The organism is Paenibacillus sp. LBL, assembly GCF_029893715.1.
In the GTDB taxonomy this organism is placed as follows: domain Bacteria; phylum Bacillota; class Bacilli; order Paenibacillales; family Paenibacillaceae; genus Paenibacillus_AQ; species Paenibacillus_AQ glucanolyticus.
Window position 1 is genome coordinate 26,225 of record NZ_JARXYU010000002.1, and the last position, 13,932, is coordinate 40,156.

The following is a 13,932-nucleotide window of genomic DNA, read 5'->3' on the forward strand; positions in this document are numbered from 1 at the left end:
TCGTAACAGAGTAAGGAGTCCATGTAATGACATCAAGAACATCGTTAGAACCAACCACAAGTTCCACAGGGCGTACATGGTTGATCTTTGCAGGCATTATCCTAATTGCCATTAACCTGAGAGCGGCAATAACCTCGGTAGGCCCGCTGATTGGGATCATTCGTGAGGATACAGGAATATCGAGTACCATGGCTGGTATGCTGACGACGCTGCCGCTGTTGGCTTTTGCTCTATTATCGCCAATGGCTCCCGCCATGGCCAAAAAGTGGGGACTGGAAACCACCCTGCTGCTTAGCATGGTGGTGTTGACATTCGGAATCGGCATACGTTCCATATCATCGCCGATTACTTTATTATTGGGAACTGCATTTCTGGGAGTGGCCATAGCCGTAGGGAACGTGCTGCTTCCGAGTCTCGTTAAGCGGGATTTCCCGCGGCATATCGGATTGATGACAGGCACCTATTCGGCATCAATGAATCTGCTAGCCGCCACCGCATCCGGGGTTAGTATCCCGCTTGCAACGCAAGCAGGTCTTGGCTGGCAGGGTTCCCTGTTGATCTGGGCGTCATTATCCGTGTTAGCTCTGATCGTATGGCTGATTCAACGCAGCAGCTCTGACAAGACAGCAGAAGTCCGTTCGACTGCAACCAAACAACAGAGTGTGCTTCGTTCACCGCTTGCTTGGTATATCACTTTATTTATGGGGCTTCAATCGTTTACGTTCTATGTGAACATCTCTTGGCTGCCCGAGATTCTGAGAAGTCAAGGCATGGATTATAGTGCTGCCGGGTGGATGCTCTCCATACTTCAATTTGTCAGTTTGCCGTTCTCCTTCATTATTCCTGTTCTGGCTGGCCGAAATCCGAATCAGCGTGTTCTGGTGACCATCTCTGCATTATCCATGCTCACTGGTTACGTAGGATTATTATCCGGCATGTCCTCATTAAATCTCCTATGGGTGATGTTGGTCGGTATTTCCGGCGGGGCGAATTTCAGTTTATCCCTGATGTTCTTTACTTTACGTACCAAAACGGCCCACGAAGCCGCGGCGTTATCGGGGATGGCTCAGTCTCTGGGTTACTTGCTGGCCGCGATCGGCCCGATGCTCATCGGGTTCCTGCATGACGCTACAGACGGTTGGAAGGTTCCCCTCATGGTTTTGTCCGCAGTCGTTGTTGTGCTGTTCTTCTTCGGTTTTGGCGCAGCCAAACCGGGGTATACCTCAGCGTCGGGTGAATCTACGCCGAAGATGGAGAAGCCATAACGGCGGAGGGGGGTTATCAAGGTTGTATTTTTTAAGTACATCTTTAAGAGCTCCCTGGACAACGGTCCGGCGGGCATTGCTAAGCTTCGAGTCTGAGAATAAAAAAAAGTCGCGGAAACGCGACTTTTTGTGTTTTTAACAAGTTAAGTTCTCATTCCGAATAGGACACCAATTCAATTCATTAGCCCGAATAAAACAAGCAGTTGTAATCATAGCTTACTTGACAATTGCTAAATTTCATTGGATTTTAGGAGAGCTAACGATTAGGATAGTTTGTTATTTTATTATATTTTGTTCCATGATTTTTAAAGTGAACTTTTAATTGCAGTTTATACATTGATTTCATGTATGTGAAGAAACAAGGAGAGTCAGATGATAAGCAATTTTTGACATTTATGTCCTCTGCAATAGCTGGAGAAAGAAACATTTACTCTATGTATGACGTCTAATCTTACAAATAATCTTAATTTTAGGAGGATCATAATGTTCAAAAAAATGTCTCTTACGATGTTGGCAGCATCTATGCTTGTACTGCCTAACTTTAGCTCATCTAGCTATGCCGCTGAAGCACCGGTTACAATAGATAGTGGTATTTTGAAAAACAATCGGGTGCTCATACCTCTTAGAGCCGTTTCTGAAAACTTAGGAGCAGACGTTGATTGGAATCAACAACAAAAAACAATTAGAATTACTAAAGATGCTACAGAAATGGTTCTTACCCTTAATTCTAACAAAGTTTTGCTCAATCAATCGGAAATTCTTCTTGATGTTCCAGCGGAACTAAATTACAACTCCACTTATGTGCCGGCCCGTTTTGTAAGTCAAACTTTGGGAGCAGATGTAAATTGGAACCAAAAAACTGGTCAGGCGACAATCACGTTGGAGGGAAAACAACTCCAGGTAACCATGCAAAAACCACAAGTTCAAGTTCCGAATGCGAAAAAAATAACAGATAAGCAAAGACAAGTGTTCGTGAACAAATTAAACGAAGCAACCGACCTATCTTCAATCAAGCAGATCAGAACTTACTTCAGCCCATACTTTACGGATAAATTTATCAATGAAATCATACGTAGCAAAGGATTGAAATACGACTTTAAATTTACAACGATTTATCCATCGGCCATCAGTTATACTGAAACCAATAGCGCCAAATTGACTCAATCTTCAGGTCCTAACTCTAAATATGCACCTAATGAAACACTCTACAGAACGGCCAAACTGGTTTATACAAGTAAAGGCTGGAAAATTGATTCGGTAGATTTCTCCTTGGTTAAAGAGGTATTGAATCCTTAAAACTATTTTAGTTATAACCGCAAGTAAATAATTACTGTAACGTAACAACAGGATTCAAAGTAACTTCAAAAGCCCGTTTCCAGAAATAATCAGGATCCCCATATGCAAGTGTCGAATTTGCATATCCTGCAAACGACCAAGTTCCCCCGGTAATTTGACGTACATCATAAGATGTACCTGAGCCGCTAATAAGGAACGCACTTTTCCCAGAAAGTGTATTTTTATGAGTTTGCATTCTGTTTCGCAATACACTCTGTAAATGTGAATAATCCGCAGGACTGTTGAATAGAAGCATATACTGATCCGCAATTGTAGCGACATTAGTATATAACGAATTCGCTCTAGAGTGCGAGTTCACCAGCATGGATCAGGCGCAAAAGGGGGCAAAGCAAGCAAGCGATCGGACGTTCCCGAGGTGGATTAAGCACGAAAATTCATGCAATAGTTGACGCGTTAGGAAATCCACTTCGCTTCAACTTGACCGGAGGTGAAGCGCATGACTCCGTCCAAGGTTTCAATCTCCTTAAAAGCATGAAACTGACCCGGAAGCAAGTTCTAGCCGACCGAGGTATGATACGAATGCCATTCGGACCTTTTTGAAGGAACAACAGGCCATAGATTCTCGGGAAGAAAAACCGCCGAGTGATCCCGAAATATGATCGGGATGTCTACAAAGAGCGCCATTTGGTGGAATGCTTCTTTAATAAAGTAAAGAATTATCGTCGTTTGGCGACTCGATATGATAAATTAGCGTGTACATTCAAGTCTTTTTTGGCCTTGGCATCCATTATGGTGTGGCTTGCTTGAGTTTGAAGACACGCCCTAGTATGAACTATTTATTTCTTTATTTAAGAATAAGATTTGTGTAGAATATTTTGCACAAATCTTATTCTATTTTGGGAGAAAAGGAGATGGGAAATTGAAAAGAATCATTATATTCACTGGTATCCCTCTTTTGCTAATCATCATTTTTCTATTTATTTACCAATTTCCAGAAAAAATAAGTGTTGTTCGTACTGCTGTTGCTTTTAATGATAGAAATCCCGACTCTCTTAAGAATACTTCTATTAATATTGAAGGAACGATATATCGACCTTTGTTTAGGCAGCATATTTTTAAGGGCTCCATTAAAATTAGAGGGATAGAAAAAACAGAAAATTATGAAACTCTCAATACAGAAGTACTTAAAAGAAAAAATGGTATAAACATGGGGAATTTGATTTACAATAAGACTCATACTAACCCGCCACAGCATGCCAATATGCTTGGTATTATTTGGTTTGACGATAGTTTTCTAAATATAAGTGTTTTGGGTACTGACATGGAGAATAATCAAAATGAGGCCATTTATATTGCGACTGGTGGGACATATGAAGAAGGAATATCTACATTACGAAAAATGAGAGATAATTACGGTTCTGGGTTTTTAAACTTTGAATAATGTTGCAACTGAAAAAATCTCCATGTAAACCACTTGAATGTAAATTAGTTCGATAAAAAATGTATACAAACAAATGTTTGTTCTTATTTCAGGGTGTATCTCATAATTAATGCAATAAAAATTGATGAAGAGTAACCCTCAATATTCAATTAATCTGTTATTGCTCGTTTTTCACTATTGTATATAGTTTAAGAGCCATTGAATCACAAATTAATTATAAATTAGAGGGTTTTGTTGAAGGTAATTGTATGAATTAACTGACGGACTAACATGGAAGCATGTTGACAATAAATATGATATTACCTTTGATATAAGACCTGAGGTTATTATCTATAAAGATGGCGCAAAATTTTATATGATAGTTTAAGGTATGATGGGACATGTCGAAGTTGGAAAAGTAAAACAAAGTTCTAGAATATTTGAAATAGATCAACTTTAAGTTTTTTAAGATTAATGAAGCCTAAATTAGATAAAAAATTTGATTTAATCTAAAGACAAGCCCTATTTTTGATATGGTGGCTTGCTTTTGTTTAAATGTATAAGTTTTGAACTAACTCAATGACAAAAATGAAATGGGTAGGATGGCGAGGGATAGTCCAGAAAGTAAAGAGGGGGGAGTACCATGAGAAGTCTCATTCTCATACATCTATGGCTAAAAAGCTCAGTAATGCAATACGCGTAAGTCCTCGAATCATTGCGTGAGGAGCTATCAACGATTTAGTGCTAATTAATAGTTGTATAGATGAAAATAACCACATTCCAAAAGATATAATTACTCACTTACAGAATGTGAAAGATATCTGGAGTTTATATCATCTTGTACATGGTGCAAGGTGAACAGTAATAGCAGTTACTGCTCAAATTTTACATAGCGTTTACATAAAGAGGTGGATTGATGTTGTGCATATGTTGTAACCTAAAATTTGATCATACGATGCATGCCTAGGCATGCACTCATGAAAATCCTATTTCCATTGAACTTTAGCGTAAGGGGAGCGAAGACATATTGAACACAGAGATCGAGAAAGAACAAGCACAGGCACAGGCTCAAATGGGCGATAATCAACCGTCCGGAAGATGGCGCGCCCTTAGCGAAACGTGGTGGACTGCTCTTCAGCTGGGATTCACCTCGTTTGGTGGACCGATTGCGCATCTCGGCTATTTCCACGGAACCTATGTTCAGCGAAAAAAGTGGTTGGACGAGAAAAGTTATGCCGATCTGGTGGCACTGGCTCAGTTCCTTCCCGGACCGGCCAGCAGCCAGGTCGGAATTGGTGTCGGTGTGATGAGAGCGGGACTATGGGGCGGCATTGTGGCATGGCTCGGATTTACGCTGCCGTCCGTGCTCATGCTGATGATTTTTGCCTATCTGATGCAGACCTTCGATCCGGGCTCGGCTGGATGGATTCAAGGACTGAAAATTGTTGCAGTCGCGATAGTAGCTCAAGCGGTTCTCGGGATGGCGGGGAAGCTGGCTTCGGGCCCCGTGCGTGCGGCTTTAGCGTTTATAGCAATGGCTGTCGTTCTGCTGTGGCAATCTCCCATATCTCAAGTAATGGTCATTGCTCTTGCCGGTATATCGGGACTGTGGTTGTTTAAGCGGCAGGCTAACGATGAGAAGGCTGCCGATATGAAGATCCCTATTGGACGGACAGCCGGACTGTTTTGCCTAGGTTTGTTTGTTGTTTTGCTGGTGGGACTCCCGCTGCTGAGAGCGATGACCGATAATGGCTGGGTGGCCATTGTTGACAGCTTCTACCGTGCCGGGTCACTTGTATTCGGCGGGGGTCATGTGGTTCTGCCTCTGCTTGAGAGTGAGACGGTGCTAAACGGCTGGATGTCCAAGGAGGATTTCCTGACCGGTTATGGGGCAACACAGGCTGTACCTGGACCGCTGTTTACTTTTGCGGCTTACCTCGGTGTTGTAATACAAGGAATACCTGGGGGCATCGTGGCAACACTTGCTATTTTTCTGCCCGGATTTCTGCTCATCGTGGGGTCGATGCCGTTCTGGAACAGCATCCGCAGAAACCCTAAACTTCAAGGCATGCTGACAGGGATGAATGCAGCTGTGGTCGGTATTTTGCTGGCCGCATTGTATCACCCGATATGGACATCTTCTATTCATAGTCCGCTTGAGTTCGTGATGGGGGCGGGATTGTTTGGAATGCTGATGTTCTGGAAAAGCCCGCCGTGGCTTGTTGTGATTGCCGGTGCGATAGCCGGTCAACTGCTGCTATAGAGTATGATTTAGCTTAGACCTTGGCACGATGTGCCGAGGTCTATTTTATTGCCAGGAGTAAATCTCCATGGATTGGTTAAATATTTAGGGTATACCTTTTGCAGGAAGCATACCGGATACAAAAAGCTCCAGCTATGAATTCTATATAGAAATGAGTGGAGAACCTACATGATAGACACCAAAGTGAAGGATTGCATCATTATTGGCGGCGGTATTGCTGGTTTGCAGGCCGCTATACAATTGGGGCGGTATTCAGCTTACGACGTGCTGGTGATCGACAGGGGAACGGGGCGTTCCACGATATGCAAGAGCTACCGCAACATTCTCGGCTGGCCGGACGGGGTTTCAGGCGAAGAGCTGAGGCAGCGGGGACGCAAGCAGGCAGAGGCTGTCGGCGTTGCTTTTGCAGCGGATGACATTCGGAAGGCGGAGCGGGATGAAGCGCGGCATTTTGTGTTAACCGGGAAAGACGGAGCCCAATATCGGGCGCGAACCCTGCTGCTGGCAACCGGCTTGATGGACCGGTTCCCGGAGCTTCCGGGCCTGATGTCGACGCTAGGCAGCTCGGTGTTTGTCTGTCCTGATTGTGACGGGTATGAAATCCAGAATCGGAAGACCGTCGTGATGGGATCAGGAGATCCCGGTGCCAGTATGGCCTTGCTGCTATCGGAGCGAACCAGGGATATTACCTATGTCAATCATGAGGGGAAGCCGGCTTCTTCCGAGCATATGCGCCAATTAGCTGAGCTCGGGATTCCATATGTGGAGAAGAAGGTAGCGGAGATTCGTTCTGAGGAGAGCGGCATCATCTCTGCTGTCGTGCTGGAGGATGGGAGCCTTTTGCCTGCGGAGCGGGGGTTTATCTCCTTTGGAGGGAACAGCATCTATTCGGAATTGGCTGAGCAGCTCGGGGCTGAGCTTGAGCATAATCGACATGTCATAACCGATCCCAGGTCCAAAATGACAAGCGTTGAATGGCTCTGGGCCGCAGGTGACTTGGGAGTTCATTCCGAATTGACCACGGTTGCTATGGGGGAAGGTGCAACGGCTGCCATCTGGATTAATAAAACATTGAAGCAGCTGACAGGTAAATCTGCAATGCAATCTGATGGTTGTGGCGGCGAGTCTGAGTAAGCTTCCGTCTAAGCTAATTGCAGCAGGATTCTAAAAAACCCGCCTTGTTTGCACGGTATGCTCTATGAGAACCGTGAAACAGGGCGGGTTTTGTTAAGTCAGACCAAATCGGGTGATATGGTCTTCAAGCTCATATTTATGCAGCAATTCGGTCTGCTTGGGACCGATCAGATCAAAATGCGGGTAAGGCAGGCGGTGATGGATATACTCCGGATTGAGCCCATTGGACAAACACCAATCTTCAAGACGTCGGATGTTCGAACAGCCCACCTTGGTTACGGTATTGAACTGGGGGAATCGCTTGTCATACCAGTAGTGAGTCAAAAAAGCGATGTCGCCTCGCGCCACCTGCTGCTTCCATTGCTGCAATTCCTGTTTGGAGATGCCGAATGCCATGTTTGTCTCATCCTCGTTAGTGTATTCATTCTTCTTATTATATCAGCATATACTTGACTGCACCTACTGTTTTCATAGCGTGATGCCGTCAAAGTACAAGCTGCCTCACGGTTGATGGATAAATATCAAGAGGGGGAACGATATGATACTGGAATCAGCGATACTTTATATTAAACCCGGGCTTGCGAGTGATTTCGAGAGCGCCTTCCGGGCGGCTTCCGGCGTTCTGTTAACGAAGAAGGGATATGTAGATCATGAGCTTCATAAATGTGTGGAGAACAGGGATGAATATATATTCCTTGTTCGCTGGAGCGGGATTAAAGATCATTTGCTCGGTTTCCGGGGACACCCGGATTATAAGAAATGGTCAGCATTGCTGGAACCATTCTACGCAAGTCCGCCTGAGGTCAAGCATTATATCGACATTCGGATCGACAGTCGCGAGCAAGCTGAAATGGAGCTGGTCAAACTATTGATCCCGGGCAGCGGAACGGATGCGGAAGCAGATGCAGATGAGGAATCTGCTTCTGATTGATCTTTTTTCACGGGCAATTATAACAGATCCCAATACGATCAGCATTTATATGATGAATCCTGAAGCTGTCCCAGGACAGCTTCTTGCCTTATTTATGACTATGTAGAGTAAATGGTCGCCTGGCTGGTCAGCTCTGGGAACGGAAGCTTAACGCAAACTGTGACTTATTTTGCCCTGAATAACAGGAATTATGGCAGGTCATGCCGAACTTTGTTGTTAAGTTAAACTATATAAGGGGTGGTTCCAATCATTACAGATTATCATGCCGTTCGCCGTCTTGCCGATGATATTCGAGCAAACGTTTCCAAGGTTATGGTGGGTAAGGAACAGCTGATCGACAGGCTCTTTATTGCGATGGTGACCTCTGGCCATGTTCTGCTTGAAGACGTACCGGGCACGGGGAAAACCTTGCTGGCCAAATCCATCTCGAAGTCCATTGACTGCACGTTTAAAAGAGTTCAGTTTACCCCGGATCTGCTGCCGTCTGATCTGAGCGGTATATATTTCTATAATCAACAATCCTCGGCGTTTCAATTTCGGCCGGGCCCTTTGTTCACGAATATCCTTCTTGCCGATGAGATTAACAGAGCAACGCCCCGCACGCAGTCCAGCTTGCTGGAGTGCATGGAGGAGCGGCAGATCAGCATTGACGGGGTAACCCATCAGCTGGAGGAACCCTTCCTGGTCATCGCCACGCAGAACCCGCTGGAGCAGCAGGGCACATTTCCACTGCCGGAGGCGCAGCTGGACCGATTCCTGTTTAAACTGAATATGGGCTATCCCACCTCACAGGAAAGCGTCGATATCCTGAAGCGATTCAAGGATAATCAACCCTTGGAGTCGCTTGCGGCGATTGCAGCCTCTGAGAGCATCGTGCAAGCCAGGCAAATCGTCAACAAGGTGCATGTCAGTGACGAGATGTTAGCTTACATCGTTTCGTTGGCGGAGCATTCCAGAAGGGATGAAGCGGTTGCCTCCGGAGTAAGTCCGAGGGGATGTCAGGCCCTGCTGAAGGCCGTACAGGTACAAGCTGTCCTGCAGGGCCGGGAGTTTGTGACGCCTGACGATGTGAAGGAGCTGGCTGTGCCAGCCTGGGCACACCGGTTGAAGCTTCGGGGCACACTTCAAAGCCGGGGCGGGGCCGCCGCTTCTGAAGAAGTGATCGAGCGGTTGCTGCAGCAGGTTTCCGTACCGACAGAAGAAGGCATTTCGTCGTAGGGGGCGGTTGCCATGGGAGCCTACTGGATATTGTTCATCGCCGCTGTGGTTGTCGTTGTGCAGGGCAAGATTTTTAAACGGATGGCATTGAAAAAGCTGAATTACAGCCGTTCCTTCAAGGTGTCGACTTGTTATGAGGGAGATTCCGTCGAATTGATCGAAATCATAGAGAACCGCAAAGCATTGCCTGTCCCCTGGTTGAGGGTAGAGTCCCAATTCCGCTCGGGTCTGGCCTTCGATAATCAATTAAACCTGGATATCAGTGAGGGGCAATTCAATCAGAACCACAAGAGTTTCTTCAGTCTTCTGCCATGGACCAAAATCCTGCGCAGACATCGGATTACCGCGAAGCAAAGAGGTCTGTACAAGCTGGGAACCGTATCGATGACAACAGGCGATCTGATCGGACTGGAATCGATTGTGCAGAGTAAGACATTAACCGGCGGAATTTTGGTGTATCCAATGCCGCTTGATGTGTCGGATATGGATTTGCCCGTGCAGACCTGGATGGGCGAAATGCTGGTCCGCAGATGGATCATGGAGGACCCGTTTCTCATATCGGGTGTTCGTGAATATCGGGATGGAGATCCGCTGAAGGATATTCAGTGGAAGGCCACTGCGCGGACGGGCACCCTGCAGGTTCACAGACGGGATACGACCGCAGACAGCCGTCTGATGATCTACCTGAATATTGAGGATCATGAGCAGATGTGGAGCAAAGCTACAAGGCCTGAGCCCATCGAGCATGGAATCCGGCTGGCAGCTGGAATAACGGCACATTTATTGTCGCAAGGGATGGAGATCGGAATGGGGACGAACGGGACGCTGGGTGAGACCGAGGATGACGCCTTTGTCCCCGTTGCTGGCGGCATGGAGCAGCAGCATCTGATATTCGAAATGCTGGCAAGACTGGAGCTCACCCGCAGACTTTCTTTTCATGATTACCTGGCTTATGAGCTGTCGCGGCATGAGGAGGCAAGGGATATCCTTATTCTGACCACTTATGTGAGCCCAAGGCTGGAAGAGATGTTTCAGCGGTTTCGTGAGAACGGACATCGTGTCGACGTCCTCCCTCTCGGAGATGTTCCTTCTCCTGCGAAGGAGGTGTCAGCATGAATGTTCACGTATCGGGATATATGAAGGCTTTGCTGCAGGGCTTCGTAGAGTGTGTGTTGTTTTTCCCCGTTCTGTTTATTCCCGCATTCTACCTAATGCCTGAATCCTTCCGATGGGTATGGCCTGCGCTGGTATTAGCCGGGTACATACTGGGTTATACTGGAGGGCAGTTATTTAAATTCAATCGTCAATTCAAGGCATTCCTATGGGGCTGCCTGGTTTCCGTTTTGTTATCCATTGCCATGCTGGGTGTTGATCTCGCTCTCGCCTATTCCATTCCCGTATTATTTGTTGCAAGTTATCGGGGGAGCCGAATGGAGCAGATAAGCTGGAATCTGATGTTCCCAGGCACCTATTTCCTGATCGGTTTGATCCTGTACGGGGTCAGCAGTTTCATATTAAGCTTCATGGATTCATTTCAGGATGGAATACCAGCTCTGACGTGGATGGGAGCGGCTGCCTTGGTGCTGACGCTGCTGATCGTCAATCGGCAGTTCGTGCTCGATGAGACGCTCCCGGGCAAAGATCAGCCGGTATTGGAACGGCGCGTTCTGCGCTACAATCGATGGTTTATTATCGTACTACTGATTCTAATCGGAATCGTGGCTTTTCTGCCACAGCTTCAGCAGTGGTTCTCCGATCTCGCGAGGGGAATAGCAGCCTGGATCTCCGGGCTGTTCGGCTCTGGAGCAGAGCAGGCTCCGGAGCCGCCTTCGATGGCAGAGCCGCCGCCCGAAATGCCTATGATGGAGGAAGAACCGAAGTCGCCAAGCAAGTGGATGAAAGTGATTGAACAAATGTTGATCTATGGTGTATTCCTTGCTATCGGGGTTGGAGTTGTATACGTCTTGTTCAGATTCGGCAAAGTGCTGCCCACGCTCTACAGAAAATTCTCGGCGTGGATGAACAGAATGATGAACAGACAGAACGTTCAGCCCTCGCTGGGTTATGAGGATGAAGTGGAGAATATCGAACACGATCCTGCATCGAAACGTCTTAGACGATTGTTGTCCGGTGTGCGTTTCGGTGGAAGGCATCGTGAGGGCGAAGAATCGGAACACCTGAATCAGAAAATCCGTCAAATGTATCGCAGGATACTTTCCCGAAGCATCCGTGAAGGCTATAATTGGAAAGCGGCTCTGACCCCTCGGGAAACCGAACACGATCTTAAGGATTGGGATGGGCAGAGCGATCGCATTCCGCAATCCTTGATAGAGCTGTACGAGGAAGCGCGCTATGGCAACCGTGACATTACCAAGGAAGAATTTGAACGGCTGCAACAAGATAGGAAGTTTAAATGAGGAGTGAACATCTTGTCTGTACAAAAAGAGAGCAATGCCATTATTCATTATGGTGATCCGGCCGTAACCGGAGGAGTTTCCGTCTTTGACAAGGAATTTGACCAGCAATTTTATTATGAAGGTAGCGATCTGGGGCTGACCTACCAAACTCAAGAGTCGGCCTTCCGTCTCTGGGCTCCAACGGCTAGTGAGGCCTATGTCCTGTTATACGAGGATTGGAAAGCACCGGATGCCCGCCGAATAGCCATGACCCGGGATGTGAAAGGGACTTGGCTGCTGAAGGTTCGTGAGGATCTTCAAGGCAAGTTCTATACCTACCAGGTTCTGATCGGGGATCAATGGAACGAAGCCGTCGATCCCTATGCCACAGCGGTGGGCGTTAATGGGGATCGCGCCTGTATTCTGGATATGACAACAACCGATCCGGAACGCTGGACAGCGGATAAGCCGCCGCTCGACAGTCCCGTGGATGCTGTAATCTACGAGCTGCATGTCCGGGATTACACCATTCATCCGGATAGCGGAGTTTCGCATAAGGGCAAGTTCACAGGTCTTGCAGAGTCAGGAACAAGAGGCCCCGGGGGGATTCGTACAGGTCTTGACCATATTGTTGAGCTCGGCGTCACGCATGTGGAGCTGCTCCCGATATACGACTATGCAACCGAAAGTGTGGATGAAACCAGACTTCACGAGCCGCAGTACAATTGGGGATATGATCCGAAGAACTACAATGCGCCCGAGGGCTCGTATGCTACGGATCCGTATGTACCGGAGGTACGGATTCGGGAACTGAAGCAGTTGGTACAGACGCTTCACGATCAAGGGCTTCGAGTCATCATGGACGTGGTGTACAACCATGTATATGATGGTTACCTGATCAACTTTACCAAGCTGGTTCCCGGATATTATCTGCGTTATAAGAAAGACGGTACCTTCTCGAACGGCTCCGGCTGCGGCAATGATACGGCAACCGAGCGGCCGATGATGCGGAAATTCATCGTAGAATCGGTATTGCAGTGGGTGAAGGAATATCGGATAGACGGATTCCGCTTTGATCTCATGGGCTTGATGGATGTAGAGACAATGAATGAAATCCGAACGCGTCTGGATGAAATCGATCCGTCCATCATCACGATAGGTGAAGGCTGGGTAATGGATACCGAGCTGGCTGAAGAGAGAAGAGCGAATCAGCGCCAGGCCGCGTTGATGCCGCGCATCGCACATTTTAACGATGGATTCCGTGACGCCGTCAAAGGGGATATCTTTCATTTCGATTACAAAGGCTTTGTAAGCGGCGGTATTGGATACCAGGGCAAGGTCAAGCAGGGTATCGTGGGCGGCATTCCGTATGCCGGAGAGATCAAGGCCTTTGCTTCCGAACCGGTACAATGCGTGAATTATGTGGAGTGTCATGATAATCATACGCTCTGGGATAAAATCATGCTGTCTACGGACGGAGAGAATGATGCGGTTCGGCGGGATATGCACCGGCTGTCATCGGCCATGATCCTTACGAGTCAGGGAATCCCGTTCCTGCATGCAGGCCAGGAGTATTACCGTTCCAAGAACGGTGTGGAGAACAGCTACAACTCCAGCGATGAGGTGAATCGGCTTGACTGGGGCATGGCCTCAGAGCATCAGGATGGCGTGAGCTACATTCAGCGGCTCGTTAAGCTTCGCAAGAATCATCCGGCATTTCGATTGCGGGATTCGGCTTCGATCCGGCGGCATCTGCGATTCGAGGATAGTCCAGAGAACACCGTAGCCTTCACGCTTCGTGATCATGCGGGCGGCGGCGCCGAGAAACATATCTATGTACTCTATTATGCCGCACGCAAGGAGTCTTCCTTAAAGCTGCCTGAGCTTGGGGAGTGGAAGATTCTGCTTGGTGAAGAGCTGATTAAACGTTTAAACTCGGATTCTCTTGTTGTAGAAGGGATCGGCGCTGTAGTCTTAGCTTGCTAGGCGCTCGCGCAGATACGATTTTT

At 47.3% G+C, this 13,932-nt stretch carries 13 protein-coding genes; 12 read left to right on the plus strand and 1 reads right to left on the minus strand.

The annotated features are described in order from the left end of the window. Nucleotides 1–26: 26 nt before the first annotated feature. The 7 genes from M2277_RS05325 to M2277_RS05345 all read left to right on the plus strand — a co-directional run bounded on the left by M2277_RS05325 (nucleotide 27) and on the right by M2277_RS05345 (nucleotide 7,378). The gene (locus tag M2277_RS05325; RefSeq protein ID WP_148246969.1) at nucleotides 27–1,265 is read left to right on the plus strand and encodes a CynX/NimT family MFS transporter; all 1,239 of its coding nucleotides are present in this window, start codon (nucleotides 27–29) and stop codon (nucleotides 1,263–1,265) included. Between the two features lie 483 nt (nucleotides 1,266–1,748). Beyond that, nucleotides 1,749–2,561 carry a stalk domain-containing protein gene (locus tag M2277_RS05330; RefSeq protein ID WP_063479969.1) on the plus strand — a complete coding sequence of 271 codons (813 nt, stop codon included), beginning with the start codon at nucleotides 1,749–1,751 and terminating at the stop codon, nucleotides 2,559–2,561. 399 nt (nucleotides 2,562–2,960) lie between these two features. Beyond that, the gene (locus M2277_RS31695) at nucleotides 2,961–3,161 is read left to right on the plus strand and encodes a transposase (RefSeq protein ID WP_368600355.1); all 201 of its coding nucleotides are present in this window, start codon (nucleotides 2,961–2,963) and stop codon (nucleotides 3,159–3,161) included. A gap of 42 nt (nucleotides 3,162–3,203) precedes the next feature. Further along, nucleotides 3,204–3,368 (plus strand): transposase, encoded by a 165-nt coding sequence (locus M2277_RS31700; protein WP_160164016.1) that lies wholly within the window; start codon nucleotides 3,204–3,206, stop codon nucleotides 3,366–3,368. A gap of 112 nt (nucleotides 3,369–3,480) precedes the next feature. Then, on the plus strand, nucleotides 3,481–4,002 hold the full coding sequence (locus M2277_RS05335) for a hypothetical protein (RefSeq protein ID WP_280754314.1): 522 nt from the start codon (nucleotides 3,481–3,483) through the stop codon (nucleotides 4,000–4,002). 1,051 nt (nucleotides 4,003–5,053) lie between these two features. Then, a complete protein-coding gene (gene chrA / locus M2277_RS05340; protein ID WP_409348473.1) occupies nucleotides 5,054–6,244 on the plus strand; it encodes a chromate efflux transporter in 1,191 nt (396 codons plus the stop codon). 168 nt (nucleotides 6,245–6,412) lie between these two features. Continuing rightward, entirely contained in the window at nucleotides 6,413–7,378 is a 966-nt protein-coding gene (locus tag M2277_RS05345) for an NAD(P)/FAD-dependent oxidoreductase (protein ID WP_006211143.1), read from the plus strand. Nucleotides 7,379–7,471: 93 nt separating this feature from the next. Here M2277_RS05345 and M2277_RS05350 read toward each other — a convergent pair whose 3' ends face one another. Then, nucleotides 7,472–7,774 carry a hypothetical protein gene (locus M2277_RS05350; RefSeq protein ID WP_006211142.1) on the minus strand — a complete coding sequence of 101 codons (303 nt, stop codon included), beginning with the start codon at nucleotides 7,772–7,774 and terminating at the stop codon, nucleotides 7,472–7,474. A gap of 142 nt (nucleotides 7,775–7,916) precedes the next feature. Here M2277_RS05350 and M2277_RS05355 point away from each other — a divergent pair, with 142 nt between their 5' ends. The 5 genes from M2277_RS05355 to pulA all read left to right on the plus strand — a co-directional run bounded on the left by M2277_RS05355 (nucleotide 7,917) and on the right by pulA (nucleotide 13,909). Next, a complete protein-coding gene (locus M2277_RS05355) occupies nucleotides 7,917–8,309 on the plus strand; it encodes an antibiotic biosynthesis monooxygenase family protein (protein ID WP_280754316.1) in 393 nt (130 codons plus the stop codon). Between the two features lie 237 nt (nucleotides 8,310–8,546). Continuing rightward, complete coding sequence (locus tag M2277_RS05360) at nucleotides 8,547–9,527, plus strand: AAA family ATPase (protein ID WP_006211140.1); 981 nt, start codon at nucleotides 8,547–8,549, stop codon at nucleotides 9,525–9,527. 12 nt (nucleotides 9,528–9,539) lie between these two features. After that, entirely contained in the window at nucleotides 9,540–10,643 is a 1,104-nt protein-coding gene (locus M2277_RS05365) for a DUF58 domain-containing protein (RefSeq protein ID WP_006211139.1), read from the plus strand. Next, nucleotides 10,640–11,944, plus strand: coding sequence for a DUF4129 domain-containing protein (locus M2277_RS05370; RefSeq protein WP_006211138.1), 1,305 nt, complete (start codon nucleotides 10,640–10,642; stop codon nucleotides 11,942–11,944). Before M2277_RS05365 ends, M2277_RS05370 begins: the two co-directional genes overlap by 4 nt. A gap of 12 nt (nucleotides 11,945–11,956) precedes the next feature. Then, entirely contained in the window at nucleotides 11,957–13,909 is a 1,953-nt protein-coding gene (gene pulA, locus M2277_RS05375) for a type I pullulanase (RefSeq protein WP_152826404.1), read from the plus strand. Nucleotides 13,910–13,932: the final 23 nt, after the last annotated feature.

Coding starts and splice junctions, on each gene's coding strand:
- M2277_RS05325 (WP_148246969.1), top strand. CDS start 27: ATGACATCAAGAACATCGTTAGAACCAACCACAAGTTCCACAGGGCGT.
- M2277_RS05330 (WP_063479969.1), top strand. CDS start 1,749: ATGTTCAAAAAAATGTCTCTTACGATGTTGGCAGCATCTATGCTTGTA.
- chrA (WP_409348473.1), top strand. CDS start 5,054: ATGGGCGATAATCAACCGTCCGGAAGATGGCGCGCCCTTAGCGAAACG.
- M2277_RS05345 (WP_006211143.1), top strand. CDS start 6,413: ATGATAGACACCAAAGTGAAGGATTGCATCATTATTGGCGGCGGTATT.
- M2277_RS05350 (WP_006211142.1), bottom strand. CDS start 7,774: ATGGCATTCGGCATCTCCAAACAGGAATTGCAGCAATGGAAGCAGCAG.
- M2277_RS05355 (WP_280754316.1), top strand. CDS start 7,917: ATGATACTGGAATCAGCGATACTTTATATTAAACCCGGGCTTGCGAGT.
- M2277_RS05365 (WP_006211139.1), top strand. CDS start 9,540: ATGGGAGCCTACTGGATATTGTTCATCGCCGCTGTGGTTGTCGTTGTG.
- M2277_RS05370 (WP_006211138.1), top strand. CDS start 10,640: ATGAATGTTCACGTATCGGGATATATGAAGGCTTTGCTGCAGGGCTTC.